Below are 16999 nucleotides of genomic sequence, written 5' to 3' on the forward strand. Positions count from 1 at the left end.
CCTAGACAGGGATGGCCCAGGACGGATTACGGAAGTGCGCTAACCAACCCGCGGATAAGAGCTGGATCAACCGTCGTCTCAAGGCCCATCCCGTCTCCGTGCTGCCCTCATCAATGGCAAACAAAACCTGTGGCAAAAGGCATAGGGCGAAAAAGGTCATCCATCATTCTTGACCACGGTCATAAGAGTTATGTGGCCGAGCCGATGCGCCCGACGCCCGCCCTCTAGACCGAGGACAGCCCCGAGACGAAGACACGGAAGGCCGGTACCCAACCCGCGGATGAGAGTCTGATCAACCGTCGTCTCTGAGTTCCACCCCCAGCCCTGTGCAGCTTCAACCGATCCGACTGCTTCGCAAACGTGCCAAGCAGGCGAGCCTTCTTGCCTTCAACCTTGACAGGGAACATGAGAGACTAAGCCGTGATATCGATGACGCCGCAGTCGCCGGCAGCACTTCCGAACACGATGCGGCGTTCTTCCTTGTCCCACATCATCGAGGTGACGGCGCCCTTGCCGGGGCGGCGCAGCAGCACCTCCTTGGCGTCGGCGAAGCGCGCCGCGATCACCATGCCGTCTTCATAGCCGATCGCGACGACCTCCTGGCTTGGATGGCAGGCAACGCAGGTCACCATTGTGTTGCCGCGCGTGCCGAGTTCCAGCGGCGCCTTGCCCATCGGGCCGTCCTTGCTGGCGAACGGCCAGACGATCGCCGCCGGCGCGCCGGAACTCGCAAGCCATTTGCCCTTGGGCGCCCACGACAGGCTTTTGACCTTGCCGGGATAGCCGCTCATGCGCATGTGCTTGCCGTCGGCGAGCTTCCAGCCATGCAGCGCGTTCTCCTGCATGGTGGTGATGAGGAAGGCGCCGTCCGGCGAGAAAATTATGCCGGTATGGGCGCCGGCCCATTCGAGCTCCACCGGCTTGCCCTCGGCGGCCGGGAAATGCAGCGTCGCGCCATTGTAGCGGGCGACGCCGAAGCGCATGCCCTTGGGCGAGAAGGCCAGCCCTTCGACCGAGCGCGGATGCGAGAATTCCTTGGTCTTGCCGTCGGCGAAACGGACGAAAGCCGTCTTGCCCGAGGCATAGGCGACCACGCCCTGAGGGCCGGCGGTAACGCTGGTGATCCACTTCCTGCCGGCGCTGGCCAGTTCCACCACTTCACCGCCGGTCTTGACGGCAAATACCTTGCCGTCCTCGCCGCCGGTGATCAGCCGGTCGTTCGCCGCGTCATGGAAGGCGCAGAGCAGCCCGTCATTGGCCTGCACGGTCTTGTGCCCATTGTCGAGCCGGTGGATCGCGCCGTCGGCGAGCGCGAAATGCGGCACGTCGCCGAGGAAAACGGCGGCGACGCAATGGCCTTCGAGATCAAGCGGGGCGACTGTGGGCATGTAGTTTGTCCATTCGAGATTTCTGCCCTTCACCTTGTGGTGATGGGTGCCAGCGTTGGGCTCTCCTTCTCCCCTTGTAGGAGAAGGTGGCCGAGCGAAGCTCGGTCGAATGAGGGGTGTTCCAGCTTGGCAAAGGCGGCGATCCGTCCAACACCCCTCGACCGTCTCGGCGCTGCGCGCCGATCCACCTTCTCCCATAATGGGAGAAGGTGGAGGTCAGGAAATCAAGCCGCCTGGCAGGCCTCAAAACTCTTCCTGAGCCGCTCTTCGTCAAGCTCGCGGCCGATGAAGACCAGCCGGCTCTCGTGCTTTTCGCCGTCCTTCCAGGCGCGCTGGTGGTCGCCTTCGAGGATCATGTGCACGCCCTGCAGGACATAGCGGTCATCGTCGCCCTTGAGCGCGATGATGCCTTTCAGCCGCAGGATGTTCGGCCCTTCCATCTGGGTCACCTTCTCGATCCAGGGGAAGAACTTCTTCGGGTCCATCTCGCCGCCACGCAGCGACACCGACTTCACCGTCACGTCGTGGATGTCGGAAGGATGGTCGTGATGGTGATGATCGTGCCCGTCATGATCGTGGTGGTGATGGTGGTCGTGATCATGATCGTGGTGATCATCATCATGGTCGTGCGCATCGAGGAAATGCGGATCGTTCTCCAGCGCGCGGGACAGGTCGAAGGCGCCGCGGTCGAGCACCTCGCCCAGCGACACGCCGGCGCGCTGGGTGCGATGGATCCTGGCCGCCGGGTTGATGGCGCGGATCGTCGCCTCGACCTTTTCGAGTTCTTCGGCAGTGACGAGATCGGTCTTGTTCAGCACCACGACATCGGCGAAGGCAATCTGGTCCTCAGCCTCCTTGGAGTCCTTCAGACGGAGCGGCAGGTGCTTGGCGTCGACCAGCGCCACCACTGCGTCGAGCTTGGTCTTGGAGCGCACGTCGTCGTCCATGAAGAAGGTCTGCGCCACCGGCACTGGATCCGCCAGGCCCGTGGTCTCGACCACGATGGCGTCGAAGCGGCCGGGCCGGCGCATCAGGCCTTCGACGACGCGGATCAGGTCGCCGCGCACCGTGCAGCACACGCACCCGTTGTTCATCTCGTAGATTTCCTCGTCGGATTCCACGATCAGGTCGTTGTCGATGCCGATCTCGCCGAACTCGTTGACGATGACGGCGTAACGCTTGCCGTGGTTCTCCGACAGGATGCGGTTGAGCAGCGTCGTCTTGCCCGCGCCGAGATAGCCGGTAAGGACGGTTACGGGTATTTGCGTCTGTGCATCGCTCATGGCTTGCCTCGAAAATCTGTGCCCTAAAGGATTTATCGGGCCTCATATAGGATGGGAGCCAGGCTTTTGCACGCGGCAAACCGATGGACCAGCGGGGTCCCGATCGGAACAGGCGCGTAGGGCGAAATAGCGGCGATCAACGTGGCCAAAGACGGCAGCCGCACGAACGTCACCTCACTCCTGCGCGCACTCTGCTCCTGAATCCCACCGGCTCAAAAGTCGTTTGTCATCTAACTGAAATAAACATCTGGCATCACCTGCGCGGGCACCGCAATGCTTGCCGGCAAAGCGTTCTGCAAGCCGGACTCTTTAAATCGTCATTTGCCAGCCGTCGGACAGCCTCTATGCTGCCCGCGCCGGTTCGGCCGAAGAGGGAACGACCATGGCCAAGGCGGACAAGACAGCGACAATGAGCCGGCTGCATTCGGCGGCGCGGCTGGCGCGGACGGCGCTTGCGGCGCGGCTTCTGGCGCACGGCTTCTATGCCGGCCAGGACCAGATCATGCTGGCGCTCGACCGCGAGGACGGCCAGACGCCGGGCAATCTTGCCGGCAAGCTCGGCGTGCGTCCGCCGACCATCACCAAGACCATCAACAGGCTGCAGGCGCAGGGTTTCCTCGAAAAGCGCGCCTCCAATGCCGACGCGCGCCAGGCCCATATCTTCCTCACCGATTCCGGCCGCGAGACCATCCGCGCCATCGAGAAGTCGGTCAAGAAGACCGAAAAGCAGGCGCTGAAAGGCCTCGACAAGAAGGACCAGAAGGCGCTGTTCAAGCTGCTGGCACGCATCGAGGCCAATCTGTCGAACGAAGAGCTGGTCCTCATGGACGACGACTCCGAGCTGGATGATTAACGAGCGACGCGTAAGCGTCGTCTCGCTTCGATGCGCAGCGTCGCCCCGTTAAAGCGCGACGCATCAGCGTCGTCGCGTAAGGCAACACGTTAGTCCCGCCAAAGCGTGATGTGTCAGCGTCGTCCGAAAATCCTAAGCGGCCGCCGCCGTGCCGCGCACCAGCGCCGCCCAGCGTCCCGGCGTCAGCCCGAACGCCTTCTTGAAATGCCGGTTGAAATGGCTCTGGTCGCTGAAGCCGGCGGCGGCGGCGATTTCGGCGAGCGGCTCTCCCGCCTCGATCATGCGCCGCGCCCGCTGCAGCCGGCGCATCAACAGGAAGCGGTGCGGGCTGGTCGAATAGGTCGCGCGGAAATGGCGCGACAGCGCATAGCGGTCGAGACCGGTGATCGCCTCCAACTCGTCGGAGCGCACCGGCCGTTCAGCATTTTCTTCAAGATAGTCTCGGGCCAGCGCTGCAGCCCGCCACGCGGTCCTTCCTGTCGGCTTTGCCGGCTGTCCGGCATGGTGTTTCAGATGCTGCGCCAGCTGCGCGATGAAATCGGCGACGAACAAATCGTCGATTTGTTCGTCCAGCGGCGTTAGCGCCGACAGCAGCGTGCCGCGCAAGGCCGGGTCGCTCACCACGGCGTCCCGCACGAAAGGCAGCAGTGAACCGTGGAGGCAGTCGAGCAGCAGCGACGGCTCCAGATAGAGGATCCGGTAGCGTAAGCCGTCCTCGGTGCCGGCGCCGCCGTCATGCAGTTCGTCGGGGTGCAGCACGATCACCTGGCCGGGCAGGCTGTGCTGGACGGCACCCCGATAATGGAAGCGCTGCACGCCGTCGAGCGTCACGCCGATCGCATAGGTGTCGTGCCGGTGCAGATCGAAGGCATTGCCGTGGAAGCGCGCCTCAATGCGCTCGAGGCCGGCAGCGCCGGGCGCCGCAACGATCCGGTCGTCCTGTACGCACGAACGTTCAAGACCTTCCACCGCCTCACCGCCTAGACCGTGCGCCATCACATGCCCTTCCTGGACCACTCGGAGAATGAATTTGGTGATCGACACGAAATTTGCAATCGTGCTGAGAGAAGACCTCGCGGTCTGGCAGAAGCTCAACGTCACCGCTTTCCTGACCAGCGGCATCGTCGCGCAGTTCCCTGAGATCATCGGCGAGCCCTATCGCGACCGCGCCGGCAATCTCTTCAATCCGCTCTCGATCCAGCCTGTCATCGTGTTGTCGGCGGACGGCACGACGCTCGCAGCGATCCATCGCAGGGCGCTGGAGCGCGGCGTAACGGCATCCGCCTATGTCGAGGAGATGTTCGCGACCGGCCATGACGTGGCCAACCGCGCCGTCTTCGCCGAATTCACGCCCGACGACGCCAAGATCGTCGGCATCGCGCTGCGCGCCGAAAAGAAGCTCGTCGACAAGATCACCAAGGGCGCCCGCATGCATGCTTAGTTTGTCGGCACGAGTGATTTTTGACCGGTCGCAGGCTGCTGGCCGCCAGGATGCACATGGTTCGATTGAGCGGGCTATCGCAACCTCGAGATTAGCAGAAGCCTCCCCAACGTCGTCATCCTTGGGCATAGCGACGCGAAGCGGAGCGAAGACCCAAGGATCCATGCCGTGACCTTAGCCGAGGAATGCAACGGAGCAGAATTTTGGACCTTGCGACGCCTTAACGTCACTGGATCCTAGGGTCTGCGCCGCGTCGCTTCGCTCCTTGCTCCGCCATAGAATAACGACTGCGAGGAGCGCTCCAGGCTAATCGGCCAACAGCAGTGCGCTCTAAGCCTATACCAGGCGCTTGTTGGGCCAGTCGCTTTTGGCTTGCTGGCCGGTGGCGATTGCCGCAAAAGGGTGGGGTCTACCTTTCCTCCGGCCTGAACTTGAACACTCCCAAAACCCAAGACGAAAGCGCAACGCCGCCGGCGGCGATGCTGTTGATGCTTTGCGTCTATGTCTGCTTCACCTTTCTCGACACCTCAAGCAAATATCTGGTGCTTGCCGGCGTTTCGGCGCTGATCGTCGCCTGGGCCCGCTTCACCGTCCATGTCATGCTTGTCGGCGTCTTTCTGCGCGGCTGGCGCGAGCCGTCACGCTTCCGCGCCAACAACCTGCCGGCGCACATCCTGCGCGGAATGCTTTTGTTCGGCTCTACCATGTTCAACATCCAGGCGCTGCGGACACTTCAGCTCGCCGAAACCACCTCGATCTATTTCTTCGGTCCAATGGTGATCACCGCGCTTGCCGGCCCGCTGCTTGGCGAATGGGCGGGCTGGCGGCGCTGGCTGGCGATCCTCGCCGGCTTCATCGGTGTGCTCATCATCACCCGGCCCGGCGTCGGCGCGTTCGGCGTCGGCCACCTCTTCGCGCTGGGATCGATGCTGTCGAACAGTTTTTACGTCATCATGACGCGCCGCATGTCTTCGACGGAGACATCCGAGAGCCTGATCCTGTTCTCGGCGCTGGCGCCGGCTGTGCTGCTCCTGCCCATGCTGCCCTTTGCGCCGTCCTTGCCGCAGGACGGCTGGCACTGGTTCATCCTCTTGATGCTGGGCGTGTTCGGCGCCGGTGGCCATTGGCTGCTGGTGCAGGCCTATCGTCTCGCGACCACGACGGCGCTGGCGCCCTATCCCTATTCGCAGATGGTGTGGATGATCATCTCCGGCTGGCTGATCTTCCACCAGTTCCCCGACCGCTGGACGCTGCTTGGGGCGGCCATCATCGTCGCCAGCGGCCTCTACATCATCCATCGCGAGCACAGGCTGCGTCTGCGCAATTCCGCCTCGCTGGATACCGAAGCCGGGACGCTGGCAAAAAAACTTTGAATTGCTCCAGATCGATGGCATAAGGCCGCATTTAAACAGTTTAAGCCCGGTCGGGGGGAGCGAAAAGGCTGGCACAGAAGATCAAGCTTTCGACGATCGCGGATGCGCTCGGCGTGTCCACGGCAACGGTATCGCTGGCGCTGCGCGACAGCCCGCTGGTGGCCGGCACCACGCGCGAGCGTATCAAGGAGCATGCGCGCGCCATCGGCTATATTTACAACCGTCGCGCCGCTTCACTGCGCACCTCGCGCTCCGGCATCGTCGGCGTCGTCGTGCACGACATCATGAATCCGTTCTTCGCCGAGATCCTGCGCTCGATCGAAAGCGAGCTCGACCGCAGCCGCCAGACCTTCATCTTGTCCAACCATTACGACCAGCTGGAAAAGCAGCGCACCTTCATCGACACGCTGCTGCAGCTCGGCGCCGACGGCGTCATCATGTCGCCGGCAATAGGCACGCCGGCCCAGGACATCATCATGGCCGAGGAAAACGGCCTGCCGGCGGTCCTGATCGCACGCACCGTCGCCGGAGCCGACGTGCCGGTCTTCCGCGGTGACGATGCCTACGGCACCGCGCTTGCCACCAATCATCTGATCTCGCTCGGCCACAAGCGCATCGCCATGATCGGCGGCACCGACCAGACGTCCACCGGCCGCGACCGCTACCAAGGCTATGTCAACGCCATGGAGGCGGCCGGGCTGGAGGTGAAGCCATCCTGGCGCATTCCTGGACCGCGCACCAAGCAGGCCGGTTTCGAGGCCGCAGGACAGTTTTTGGCGCTGAAAGACAAGCCAACCGCCGCCTGCTGCTGGAATGATCTGGTTGCGATCGGGCTGATGAACGGCATCGCGCGCGCCGGCCTGGTGCCGGGCGTCGATATCTCCGTCACCGGTTACGACGACCTGGAGGAGGCTGCGATAGCGACACCGGCGCTGACAACTGTCTGGAACGGCCAGCGCGAGGTCGGCCGCCGCGCCGCCAGCGCGCTGCTCGACAAGCTGAACGGGCAAGCCGTGCGGCCATCGCAGGAACTGATCAAGCCGGAGCTGCATGTGCGTCAGTCGACCGGCAAGCCGGTGGAGCGGCAATGACCAAAACTGAAGGAACGCTCCCGGTCGCCATCCTGGTGCCGGGCCATTTCAACGACCATGCCATCGGCCGGATCGACAAGGCGTTCCAGCGCGTGCGGATCGAGCGCGCCGATCCGGCGCTGGTGACGGCCGAGATGCGCAAATCCGTGCGCGGCATCGCCTCCTTCGGCGGCATCGACGCGGCCATGATCGACGCGCTGCCCAGTCTCGAAATCATCGCCAATTTCGGCGTCGGCTACGATTCGGTCGACGCCTATCACGCGGCCAAGCGCGGCGTGATGGTCACCAACACGCCCGACGTGCTCACCGAAGAGGTCGCGGACACCACGATCGGCCTGTTGATCAACACCGTGCGCGAAATGTATGCCGCCGAGAAATGGCTGCGCGACGGCGACTGGGTGAAAAAAGGCAATTATTGCCTGAGCCGGCTTACTTTGCGTGGCCGCAGTGTTGGTATCTTCGGCATGGGCCGCATCGGTCTTGCCGTCGCGCATCGCCTCGAGGCCTTCGGTCTGTCGATCGCCTATCACAACCGCCGCAAGGTCGAGGGCCTATCTTACGAATACCATGCCACGCTGAAAGGTCTCGCCGAAGCGGTCGACACGCTGATCTGCGTGGCGCCGGGCGGCGCCGCGACGGAGAAAGCCATCAACGCCGAGATCCTGTCGGCGCTGGGCCCCAACGGCGTCTTCGTCAACATCGGCCGTGGCAGCACGGTGGACGAGGCAGCCCTTGCCGCCGCGCTCAAAAGTGGCGCCATCGCCGCTGCCGGGCTCGATGTCTTTGCCGACGAACCGAACGTGCCCAAGGCGCTGCTCGATGCGCCCAACACCTCGCTTCTGCCGCATGTCGGCTCGGCGTCGGACCATACCCGCCGGGCCATGGCGGATCTGTGCGTCGACAATCTCATCTCCTGGTTCGGCGAGCGCCGGCCGCTGACCCCGGTGCCGGAGACGATCGACGTCAAGCCGCGCGCCTGACCCGGCAGGCTCGCCACGTTTATTAACGCCTGCTTAACCCTTTGGAATCATTCTGCATACTTCGTTATGCATGTCGCCTGAAAGTGCGCAGCGGTTTTGCGGACGACGAGATGCAGGGACCAGAGGCAAAAAGCGCGACGCGCTTTTGGTGCGGAGAGGCAAAGTGAAGCTGTTGGCCGGGTTGGTTGCGTCAGTCGCTTTATACGGGGGCGTGCAGTTCCTGCATGGCGGCAACGGCCAAAGCGCGGCCGAAGAAGCCGCCCCATCCAACAGCTATCGGCTGACCGCCAATGGCGACGAAGCGGCCTGCGCGGTCAAGCGCGGCGCCGAGGTCTCGGACGGCCTCTCATTGCTGACAATTGCCCCAAACTGCCGCAAGCTGCTACCCGGTATCGAGCACGCAAAATTCTGGCGCGAGCAGGCCGACGGCACGGTCGCCTTCAGCGAGAACGGCATCGATCCGGTCGTCACTTTCAGCGTCGCCGACGGCGACGGCTACGAATCCTACGCGCCGGCCCTGCCGCTTTTGGCGCTGAACAACGATTGAGATCCGGGCTGCGGGCCTACTCCGCCGCCGCGCGTGCTCCCGCCTTCGCCGCCGCATGCAGCCGCACGGCGTCGCCGAAGGCGCGAAAGATCTTTGCCGAGTTGCTGTCCGACTTCACCCAATATTCGGGGTGCCACTGAACGCCGACGGCGAAGGCGCGGGCGTCCTTGACCGACACCGCCTCGATCGTGCCGTCGGCGGCTAAAGCTTCGACCTGCAGTTTCGATCCGAGCCGGTCGATCGCCTGGCGATGCAATGAATTGACCTTGATCTCGCCGGCGCCGAACACGCCGGCGAGGCAGCTTGCGGGCTTGATCGAAATCGTCTGGTGGATGCTGAAGCGCTCATCCTGATTGTCGCTCACCGGCGCGCGGTGGTCGAGCGAGCCTTCGCGCTCCTGGATCTCGGTGCCCAGTGTCCCGCCCAGCGCCACGTTGAGCTCCTGGATGCCGCGGCAGATGGCGAGCAGCGGCACGCCGCGCTCGATGGCCTTGCGGATCAGCGGCAGCGTGGTGGAATCGCGCGCCGGGTCGTAGGGGCCGTTGGCCTCGCTGGGATCGCCGCCGTAGAGCGAGGGATGCACATTGGACTTCGAGCCCGTCACCATGACGCCGTCGACCGAGGACAGCAGCTCGTCGAAATCGAGCCGGTCGCCGAAGGACGGCACCAGCAGCGGGAACACCCCGGCGCCGGCAAGCGCCGCCTCGAGATATTGCTGCGGGGCGGCATGCCAGGTGTAGTTGTCGAACTGGCGGACATCGGACGACACGGCAACGAGCGGCTGCTGCATTTTGGATATGGGTTCCATCGAGGCTAACGAACTATTCTGCCTACTAAATAGGCGATCTGAAGGCACTTTGCCATGGCAAGTTTCGCCGCCTTGCAAGGGCCAGGTTCATCTGCGTTAAACTATAGTTGCAGGCAGGCCCGCGAATGGCCGGAACCTCGGCTGCGATGCTGGACACGACCTGTCGCCTGTGTATGTTTCTTCTCCAACCGATCCGGGCAGCGAGGATGTCCTAACGTCGGTCTGTTGATCCAAAATGGGAGGAAACTGCATGGATCGTCGTTCATTCATCCGCAAGGCCGGTGCGTCCGGTGTCGGCGCCGCGGCAGCAGCCGCAGCGCTTGCCGCACCGGCGATAGCCCAGTCCAATCCGAAAGTGACGTGGCGGCTGGCATCGTCCTTCCCGAAGTCGCTCGATACGATCTATGGCGGTGCCGAAGTCTTCTCCAAGATGCTGTCGGAAGCGACCGACGGCAATTTCCAGGTCCAGGTCTTCGCCTCGGGCGAACTGGTGCCCGGCCTGCAGGCGGCCGACGCCACCACCGCCGGCACCGTCGAGGCCTGCCACACGGTGGCATACTATTACTGGGGCAAGGACCCGACCTGGGCACTGGGCGCGGCGGTGCCGTTCTCGCTCAACGCGCGCGGCATAAATGCCTGGCACTACCATGGCGGCGGCATCGACCTGTTCAATGAGTTCCTCGCCACGCAAGGCCTGTTCGGCCTGCCTGGCGGCAACACCGGCGTTCAGATGGGCGGCTGGTTCCGCAAGCAGATCAACACGGTCGCCGATCTTTCGGGCCTCAAGATGCGCATCGGCGGCTTTGCCGGCAAGGTTGTGCAGAGGCTCGGTGTGGTGCCGCAGCAGATCGCCGGCGGCGACATCTATCCGGCGCTGGAAAAGGGCACCATCGACGCCGCCGAATGGGTCGGCCCCTATGACGACGAGAAGCTCGGCTTCTATAAGGTCGCGCCCTACTACTACTATCCCGGCTGGTGGGAAGGCGGCCCGACCGTGCACCTGATGTTCAACAAGGCCAAGTACGAGGAGCTGTCGCCGGCCTACAAGTCGCTGGTGCACACGGCCGCCCAGGCGGCCGATGCCAACATGCTGCAGAAATACGACTATCTCAATCCGGCGGCGGTCAAGCGGTTGGTCGCCGGCGGCGCCAAGCTGCAGCCGTTCAGCCAGGAGATCATGGCCGCCTGCTTCGAGAAGGCCAATGAGGTCTATTCCGAGATGGAAGCCTCGAACGCGCCGTTCAAGAAGATCTGGGACTCGATCAAGGCCTTCCGTAAGGAGCACTATCTCTGGGCTCAGGTCGCCGAATACAACTACGACACCTTCATGATGGTCCAGCAGCGCAACGGCAAGCTGTAGGCATCTAGGCGATTTTTGATCTCGAAGACCCCGGCTTTGTCTGGGGTCTTTTCGTTTACGCGGGCAAAGCCGGCGCGGCAGGCCACATCAGCCGTTCGGCACGACCAGCACCTTGACCTCGCCGGGGGCCGCGGGATTCGAAATCACCTGCGCAGCCTCCTCGAGGGAAACCTGCCTGGAAATCAGCTTGTCGATCTCGATCGCGCCCGACGCGACAAGGTCCGCGGCGCGGCGGTGCGTGAAGGGGTTGATGAAGGAACCGAGAACCTTCAGCTCGCGGAACAGGATGTCAAAGGGCTCGAAGGCTACCTTCTCGCCTTGCGGCATCACGCCGACGATCACCACCGTGCCGCCGGACTTGGCCAGCCGCATCGACTGCTCGATGGTGTCCGGGACGCCCGCGCATTCGAGCACCACGTCGACGCCGCCCGGCACCAGGCCGGCCGGTCCGGCGATCGCCTCGACAGGATCGACGGCGCTGGGATCGATCGTTGCCGTCGCGCCGAGTTCCTCGGCTAGCGCCCGGCGCGAGGCCTGTCTGGTCGACAGGACGATGGTCGCGGCACCCGCCAGCTTCACCAGTTGCACAGTAAGCAGGCCGATGACGCCACCGCCGAGCACCACCACCGAGGCGCCGGGTCTGATGGCGGCGAGATCGACGCCATGCAGGCAGCACGCCAGCGGCTCGCAGAAGGCGCCATGCGTCGGCTTGAGATCGGCGGGCAGGAGGAAGGCCTGGCTTTGCGGCATCACGACATAGTCGGCGAAGCCGCCGTCCCGGTGGATGCCGATGGCCCTGAGATTGCTGCACAAATTGACGCGGCCGGCGCGGCACTGGCTGCAGCGCCCGCAGGAAATATTGGGATCGCCGGTGACGCGGTCGCCGACGGCGACATCGGCGACGGCCTCTCCGACAGCCTCGACGATGCCGCAGAACTCGTGGCCGAGCGTCACGGGTGGCCTTGACGGAAACTCGCCGTGGAGAAGATGCCTATCGGTGCCGCAGACGCCGCAGGCTTCGATCCGCACCAGGACATCCTCCGGCCCCGGGCAAGGCTTGTCGACGTCGCGAAGCGCGATGCTGCCGATTGCTTCCAGCCGTAAGGCTCTCATGACGTCGTCACCTCAGTTGAAACTTGGCGGCTTCGAAAGGTCCGGCGTCGGCGCCGCTGGCTTGGCGGGGGCGGTGTCGCCGAAATTCGGCGGCTGCGACAGATCGGACGTTCCCGGCGCGGCCGGCGGCTTGCCGCCATTTGCGGGGGCCGCGCCATTGTCCGCCGGCGGCGTGCCGAGCGGCGAAAGTCCCGGCATGTCCGGCAGCTTGATATCTATCGTGCTCGGTTCGGCCACCGTGCCTTTGTAGTGCATGACCATTTGCGGGAAAGCGATGGTCAGTCCGATCATCAGCACCTGGATGCAGACGAAGGGCACCGCGCCCCAATAGATCTGGCCTGTGGTGATCGGCTGGATCTTCTTGCCGGTGAGACGGTCGAGATAGGGCACGCGGGCGGCGACCGAGCGCAGGTAGAACAGCGCGAAGCCGAAGGGCGGATGCATGAAGCTGGTCTGCATGTTGACGCCGAGCAGGACGCCGAACCAGATCAGGTCGATGCCGAGCTTGTCGGCGGCCGGCGCCAAGAGCGGCACGATGATGAAGGCGAGTTCGAAGAAATCGAGGAAGAAGGCGAGCACGAACACCAGGATGTTGACGCCGATCAGGAAGCCGACCTCGCCGCCCGGCAGCGACGTCAAGAGATGCTCGACCCAGATATGGCCGTTGACGCCGTAGAAGGTGAGCGAGAAGACGCGCGCGCCGATCAGGATGAACAGCACGAAGGACGACAGCCTGGTCGTCGAGGCCAGCGCCTGCTTGACCACATCAAGCGACAGTCGCCCCTTTGCCGCCGCCATGATCAATGCACCGACGGAGCCCATGGCGCCGCCCTCGGTCGGCGTGGCGATACCGAGGAAGATGGTGCCCAGCACCAGGAAGATCAGCGCCAGTGGCGGGATCAGCACGATGATCACCTGCTGCGTCAGCCTGGACATCATGTTGACGTTCAGGCCCTTGTCGGCAATCGCCACGACATAGATCAGGATCACGCCGACGCAGGCGCCGAGAATGTCGGCATTGTCGCCATGCGTTGGCGCCAGATAGAGATAGGCCGCATAGGAAGCCGCTACCGCCACCAGCAGCGCCGCCAACAGCGACAGCACGCCATGGCCGAGCGTGCGAGCCTCCAGCGGCAAGGCCGGCATCGATTTCGGCCGGATGATCGACATGATCAGGATGTAGGCCATGTAGATGCCGGTCAGAACCAGGCCGGGGATCAGCGCGCCGGCGTACATGTCGCCGACCGAGCGGCCGAGTTGGTCGGCCAGCACGATCAGCACCAGCGAGGGCGGGATGATCTGGGCGAGCGTTCCGGAGGCGGCGATGACGCCGGATGCCAGGCGCCGGTTGTATCCGTAGCGCAGCATGATCGGCAGCGAGATCAGCCCCATGGCGATGACGGACGCCGCCACCACACCGGTCGTGGCGGCGAGCAGCGCGCCGACGAAGATCACGGCATAGGCGAGGCCGCCGCGGACCGGTCCGAACAGCTGGCCGATCGTGTCGAGCAAATCCTCGGCCATACCGGACCGTTCGAGCACGATGCCCATGAAGGTGAAGAACGGGATGGCCAGCAGCGTGTCGTTCGACATCACCCGGCTGCCGTAGAAATTGTCGGGCAGCGCATGCAGCAGCGGCCAGGCGAGGTTGATCGATCCGCCCGAATAGGGCGACAGCACGACGCCGATGAAGAAGAACATGAGGCCGTTGGCGGCGAGCGAGAAGGCGACGGGGTAGCCGATCAGCAGGAAGATGATCAGCGAGGCGAACATGATCGGCGCCATGTTCTGCGCGATGAACTCGATCACGGGCGCACCTCGCCGGCCAGCGCCTTCGCCTCTTCGGCGAGCGCTTTCGCCTCGAGCTCTGCCTGCTCATGTGCCGATATGAAGGGATTGGGATCCTCCAGGTGACCGCGCATGATGGCGATCTTCTTGATGATCTCAGAGATGCCCTGCAACGCCAGCAGGAAGAAACCGACCAGCAGGATGGCCTTTGCCGGCCAGATGATCAGCCCGCCGGAATTGTTTGACATTTCTCCGCTGCGGTACGACAGCGACACATAGGGGACGAAATAGATCACCATCAGCGTCACGAACGGCATCAGGAAGAGGAGATGGCCGAGAAGGTCGATCCAGTGCTGCACGCGGCGCGAGAACATGCCGTAGACGATGTCGATGCGGATGTGGTCGTTCTGCTTCAGCGTGTAGGCGGCCGCCAGCATGAAGGCGGCGCCGAAAAGGTACCATTGCAGCTCCAGCCAGGCGTTGGATGAGATGTCGAGCACCTTGCGGATGACGGCATTGCCGGCGCTCACCAGGATCGCAAGCAGGATCAGCCAGGATATCCAGCGGCCGATGAACTCATTGATGCGGTCGATCGTCCTGGATAGAGCGATGAGCCCTGCCATGCATTTCCTCCCTGATCAGGCTGCGCGCCCGATTCCCCCAACCGGTGTCGCGCCGCTTGGCCTAACGGTATGCAGTGCGTGGTCCGGCTGGTCAACATGGCAAAGGACGCGCCGACGGCCCAAGCAGTGAGCAACGGCAAAAACCGGTCACCCTCACGGGACGTCATGCAACCAAAGTCTGATGGGTTTCAGGCGACCTTGGCCTGATCGCGGCCGGCGCCGATCAGCACCAGCATGGCGACGAGGAACAGGTATATCCAGCCATCGCGCCATTCGATTGGGAAGTAGCCGGCCCACAGCGATTCGGCCATGCCGAAGGCTGCGGCGCCGAGAGCTGCCTTGAGCGGCGACATGTAGCCGCCGACGGCCGTCACGAACAGGATCTTGAGGCCATAGACGAGGCCGGTGCCGAAGCTGATATTGCCGTAATAAAAGCCGGCGAGCAGGCCGGCAAAAGCGGCGCAGAAGCCGCTATAAAGCACCGCGCGGCGGAACACCGCGCGCACGTCGACGCCGCACATCGCGGCCGCCTTCGGATCGTCCGAAACGGCCCGCCAGGCGCGTCCGAAGCGCGAATGCGAAAACAGCCAGGCGGCCAGCGCCACCACCGCTATCACCGCTGCGCAGTCCAAAAGCTGGATGACCGTGAGCGTGACTTTGAAGCGGCTGTCCTGGGCGAAGATGACCGGTTGGGCGAGCATCGGCGGCAGCCAGAGATCGTGGGTGTCGGCGGCGATGCGGCTCGCTTCCGACAGGAACAGCAAGATGCCGAGCGTCGTCACCACGATGGCGTTGGGCGACCGGTCGGCGAGCCTTTCGAACACGCTGCGCGACAGCACTTGGCTGATCAGCACCGCATAGAGCAGGGCGGCAACGATGCCGAGCGCGACCGAGGCGAACAGCGTCAGCCAAAGCGCCTGGTAGCCGAAGGCAGCGGTCAGGATCATGGTGTGGCCGCAAAAGGCAAACAGCGCGCCATAGGCAAGGTTCGTGCGGTGCAGGATGCCGTTGGTCAGCACATAGCCGAAGGCCAGCAGCGCATAGAGCGCGCCGGAATGCAGCCCGTTGAGCACCTGCTGGTAGAAATAGAGCATGAAGCATTCCTAGGGCTGTGCGACCTGGCCCGTTGGGAACGTTGCACCCGGAATCTAACTTGTCAAATGTGTTTTATCGGTTAGGTTTCTGGCATGACGGTATCCTGGACCCCGCACCGCTTCACCGGCGGCATCCTCGCGCTCGACACGGCGAACACGGTCGTGCTGCGCAACGACCCGGAAAAGACCTTCGACCGTTTCGATGATCCGGCCGAGATCGCCCGCTTCGCCGAGGCGGCGAGCGGCTTTCGCGCCGCCGAGCTCGGCGGCCGGCGGCTGGAGGCGCCCGAACCGCGCACCATCGCCCCGGTCGTGCTGTCGATCCGCGAGGCGACCGACCGCCTGTTCCGCCATGCCATAGCGAAAGGCGCGATCGCCGCCGGCCATTTGCCGGATTTCCTGATGGCCTGCGCCGGCGGCCTCTCCGGCAGTAGCACCGAAATCGGCGCGCCGGGCCGGCCCTTTGGCGATCCGGCGACGCCGATCGCCTTCGAGGCGGCTTTGGCCGTCTCGGCGCTTTCGCTGCTGCGGGACGACACCGTTGCGAGGCTCAGGATCTGTCCGAACTGCAGCTGGCTCTTCATCGACCGCAGCCGTAACTCCAGCCGCCTCTGGTGCGACATGGCCGTCTGCGGCAACCGCCAGAAAGCGAACCGCTATTATCGCCGCCGCACGGCGGCCAGGGAGATCACCAATGCCTAGAAAATTCCGTTCGATCGCCCTCGGCGCGGCCCTGATCGCCGCGACCGCGCTCGGCGCCTGCCGCGATACCGGCAAGGAGCAGCTCTTCGCCATTTCCGGCAAGCTGTTCGAGTTCAACTACCGGCTTGGCATCGCCACCTACGTCATCACGCTAAGGCCGCTGCGGCCGATGGGCGAGGGACAGGTCGCCGTGGTGAATTTCCAGAATCCGGCCGGCGGCGACCCGCTCGTGGTCAACCAGAAGATCTGGCCGAAGCTTCCCCACATCACCCTCACCAGCCCTCCGCTCACCTGCGTCGTCAAGGACAAGCCCTATTCCGTCTCGATCCGCATCGAGGATTCCAGCGGCACGCTGCTCCAGAGCCTCGACACGACGATGACCTCGTCGGAGGACCAGACCATGCTGCCGGACCGGCCGCTGGTGATCGGGCCGAAATACGAGCTCAACCCGGACCTCGCCGGCCATCCCGACGGCAAGCTGCCCGATGCGCCGAAGCCGGATTGCTCGAAGGCGGTCTAGGCTGTGTTGATATTCAGGTGATGCCGGCCTGCGAA

At 63.9% G+C, this 16999-nt stretch carries 17 protein-coding genes; 9 read left to right on the forward strand and 8 right to left on the reverse strand.

Annotation, left to right across the window (positions count from 1 at the left end; translation table 11 throughout):
- Positions 1-413 precede the first annotated feature (413 nt).
- Positions 414-1388, reverse strand: a complete 975-nt coding sequence (locus EH240_RS15415; RefSeq protein ID WP_124999591.1) for a WD40 repeat domain-containing protein — start codon at positions 1386-1388, stop codon at positions 414-416.
- A gap of 224 nt (positions 1389-1612) precedes the next feature.
- Complete coding sequence (locus EH240_RS15420) at positions 1613-2671, reverse strand: CobW family GTP-binding protein (protein ID WP_124999593.1); 1059 nt, start codon at positions 2669-2671, stop codon at positions 1613-1615.
- 382 nt (positions 2672-3053) lie between these two features.
- On the opposite strand from EH240_RS15420, the gene EH240_RS15425 reads away from it, so the two are divergent.
- Positions 3054-3524: a MarR family winged helix-turn-helix transcriptional regulator gene (locus tag EH240_RS15425; RefSeq protein WP_124999595.1), complete on the forward strand. Its 471-nt coding sequence runs from the start codon at positions 3054-3056 to the stop codon at positions 3522-3524.
- A 132-nt stretch (positions 3525-3656) separates the two neighbouring features.
- Here EH240_RS15425 and EH240_RS15430 read toward each other — a convergent pair whose 3' ends face one another.
- Positions 3657-4520, reverse strand: a complete 864-nt coding sequence (locus EH240_RS15430) for an AraC family transcriptional regulator (protein ID WP_124999597.1) — start codon at positions 4518-4520, stop codon at positions 3657-3659.
- Between the two features lie 37 nt (positions 4521-4557).
- Between EH240_RS15430 and EH240_RS15435 the strand changes: the two genes are divergently transcribed.
- From EH240_RS15435 to EH240_RS15455, 5 genes are all read left to right on the forward strand, one after another.
- A complete protein-coding gene (locus EH240_RS15435) occupies positions 4558-4965 on the forward strand; it encodes a DUF2000 family protein (RefSeq protein WP_124999599.1) in 408 nt (135 codons plus the stop codon).
- A 488-nt stretch (positions 4966-5453) separates the two neighbouring features.
- On the forward strand, positions 5454-6338 hold the full coding sequence (locus tag EH240_RS15440; protein WP_167484033.1) for a DMT family transporter: 885 nt from the start codon (positions 5454-5456) through the stop codon (positions 6336-6338).
- A 68-nt stretch (positions 6339-6406) separates the two neighbouring features.
- Positions 6407-7429, forward strand: a complete 1023-nt coding sequence (locus EH240_RS15445; RefSeq protein WP_124999602.1) for a LacI family DNA-binding transcriptional regulator — start codon at positions 6407-6409, stop codon at positions 7427-7429.
- A complete protein-coding gene (locus tag EH240_RS15450; protein ID WP_124999604.1) occupies positions 7426-8409 on the forward strand; it encodes a 2-hydroxyacid dehydrogenase in 984 nt (327 codons plus the stop codon). The genes EH240_RS15445 and EH240_RS15450 overlap by 4 nt, the downstream gene beginning before the upstream one ends.
- Before the next feature lie 163 nt (positions 8410-8572).
- Positions 8573-8956 (forward strand): hypothetical protein, encoded by a 384-nt coding sequence (locus EH240_RS15455; RefSeq protein WP_124999606.1) that lies wholly within the window; start codon positions 8573-8575, stop codon positions 8954-8956.
- A 16-nt stretch (positions 8957-8972) separates the two neighbouring features.
- Here the strand turns inward: EH240_RS15455 and EH240_RS15460 are convergent, their stop codons facing one another.
- A complete protein-coding gene (locus EH240_RS15460) occupies positions 8973-9746 on the reverse strand; it encodes a gamma-glutamyl-gamma-aminobutyrate hydrolase family protein (protein ID WP_124999608.1) in 774 nt (257 codons plus the stop codon).
- A 268-nt stretch (positions 9747-10014) separates the two neighbouring features.
- Here EH240_RS15460 and EH240_RS15465 point away from each other — a divergent pair, with 268 nt between their 5' ends.
- Positions 10015-11124: a TRAP transporter substrate-binding protein gene (locus tag EH240_RS15465; RefSeq protein ID WP_124999610.1), complete on the forward strand. Its 1110-nt coding sequence runs from the start codon at positions 10015-10017 to the stop codon at positions 11122-11124.
- Positions 11125-11211: 87 nt separating this feature from the next.
- On the opposite strand, the gene EH240_RS15470 is transcribed toward EH240_RS15465, so the two are convergent.
- The 4 genes from EH240_RS15470 to EH240_RS15485 all read right to left on the reverse strand — a co-directional run bounded on the left by EH240_RS15470 (position 11212) and on the right by EH240_RS15485 (position 15742).
- On the reverse strand, positions 11212-12237 hold the full coding sequence (locus EH240_RS15470; protein ID WP_124999612.1) for a zinc-dependent alcohol dehydrogenase family protein: 1026 nt from the start codon (positions 12235-12237) through the stop codon (positions 11212-11214).
- A gap of 12 nt (positions 12238-12249) precedes the next feature.
- Positions 12250-14046 (reverse strand): TRAP transporter large permease, encoded by a 1797-nt coding sequence (locus tag EH240_RS15475; RefSeq protein WP_206075273.1) that lies wholly within the window; start codon positions 14044-14046, stop codon positions 12250-12252.
- The gene (locus EH240_RS15480; RefSeq protein ID WP_124999614.1) at positions 14043-14648 is read right to left on the reverse strand and encodes a TRAP transporter small permease subunit; all 606 of its coding nucleotides are present in this window, start codon (positions 14646-14648) and stop codon (positions 14043-14045) included. Before EH240_RS15480 ends, EH240_RS15475 begins: the two co-directional genes overlap by 4 nt.
- 188 nt (positions 14649-14836) lie before the next feature.
- Positions 14837-15742: a branched-chain amino acid ABC transporter permease gene (locus tag EH240_RS15485; RefSeq protein WP_124999616.1), complete on the reverse strand. Its 906-nt coding sequence runs from the start codon at positions 15740-15742 to the stop codon at positions 14837-14839.
- Between the two features lie 93 nt (positions 15743-15835).
- Here EH240_RS15485 and EH240_RS15490 point away from each other — a divergent pair, with 93 nt between their 5' ends.
- Together EH240_RS15490 and EH240_RS15495 are read left to right on the forward strand one after the other, a co-directional pair.
- Positions 15836-16444 (forward strand): CGNR zinc finger domain-containing protein, encoded by a 609-nt coding sequence (locus EH240_RS15490; protein WP_124999618.1) that lies wholly within the window; start codon positions 15836-15838, stop codon positions 16442-16444.
- On the forward strand, positions 16437-16964 hold the full coding sequence (locus EH240_RS15495) for a hypothetical protein (protein WP_124999620.1): 528 nt from the start codon (positions 16437-16439) through the stop codon (positions 16962-16964). The genes EH240_RS15490 and EH240_RS15495 overlap by 8 nt, the downstream gene beginning before the upstream one ends.
- The last annotated feature ends 35 nt before the right edge of the window (positions 16965-16999 follow it).

It is taken from the genome of Mesorhizobium tamadayense, from assembly GCF_003863365.1.
In the GTDB taxonomy this organism is placed as follows: domain Bacteria; phylum Pseudomonadota; class Alphaproteobacteria; order Rhizobiales; family Rhizobiaceae; genus Mesorhizobium; species Mesorhizobium tamadayense.

Coding starts and splice junctions, on each gene's coding strand:
- EH240_RS15415 (WP_124999591.1), bottom strand. CDS start 1,388: ATGCCCACAGTCGCCCCGCTTGATCTCGAAGGCCATTGCGTCGCCGCC.
- EH240_RS15420 (WP_124999593.1), bottom strand. CDS start 2,671: ATGAGCGATGCACAGACGCAAATACCCGTAACCGTCCTTACCGGCTAT.
- EH240_RS15425 (WP_124999595.1), top strand. CDS start 3,054: ATGGCCAAGGCGGACAAGACAGCGACAATGAGCCGGCTGCATTCGGCG.
- EH240_RS15430 (WP_124999597.1), bottom strand. CDS start 4,520: ATGGCGCACGGTCTAGGCGGTGAGGCGGTGGAAGGTCTTGAACGTTCG.
- EH240_RS15440 (WP_167484033.1), top strand. CDS start 5,454: ATGCTTTGCGTCTATGTCTGCTTCACCTTTCTCGACACCTCAAGCAAA.
- EH240_RS15450 (WP_124999604.1), top strand. CDS start 7,426: ATGACCAAAACTGAAGGAACGCTCCCGGTCGCCATCCTGGTGCCGGGC.
- EH240_RS15460 (WP_124999608.1), bottom strand. CDS start 9,746: ATGCAGCAGCCGCTCGTTGCCGTGTCGTCCGATGTCCGCCAGTTCGAC.
- EH240_RS15465 (WP_124999610.1), top strand. CDS start 10,015: ATGGATCGTCGTTCATTCATCCGCAAGGCCGGTGCGTCCGGTGTCGGC.
- EH240_RS15470 (WP_124999612.1), bottom strand. CDS start 12,237: ATGAGAGCCTTACGGCTGGAAGCAATCGGCAGCATCGCGCTTCGCGAC.
- EH240_RS15480 (WP_124999614.1), bottom strand. CDS start 14,648: ATGGCAGGGCTCATCGCTCTATCCAGGACGATCGACCGCATCAATGAG.
- EH240_RS15485 (WP_124999616.1), bottom strand. CDS start 15,742: ATGCTCTATTTCTACCAGCAGGTGCTCAACGGGCTGCATTCCGGCGCG.
- EH240_RS15490 (WP_124999618.1), top strand. CDS start 15,836: ATGACGGTATCCTGGACCCCGCACCGCTTCACCGGCGGCATCCTCGCG.
- EH240_RS15495 (WP_124999620.1), top strand. CDS start 16,437: ATGCCTAGAAAATTCCGTTCGATCGCCCTCGGCGCGGCCCTGATCGCC.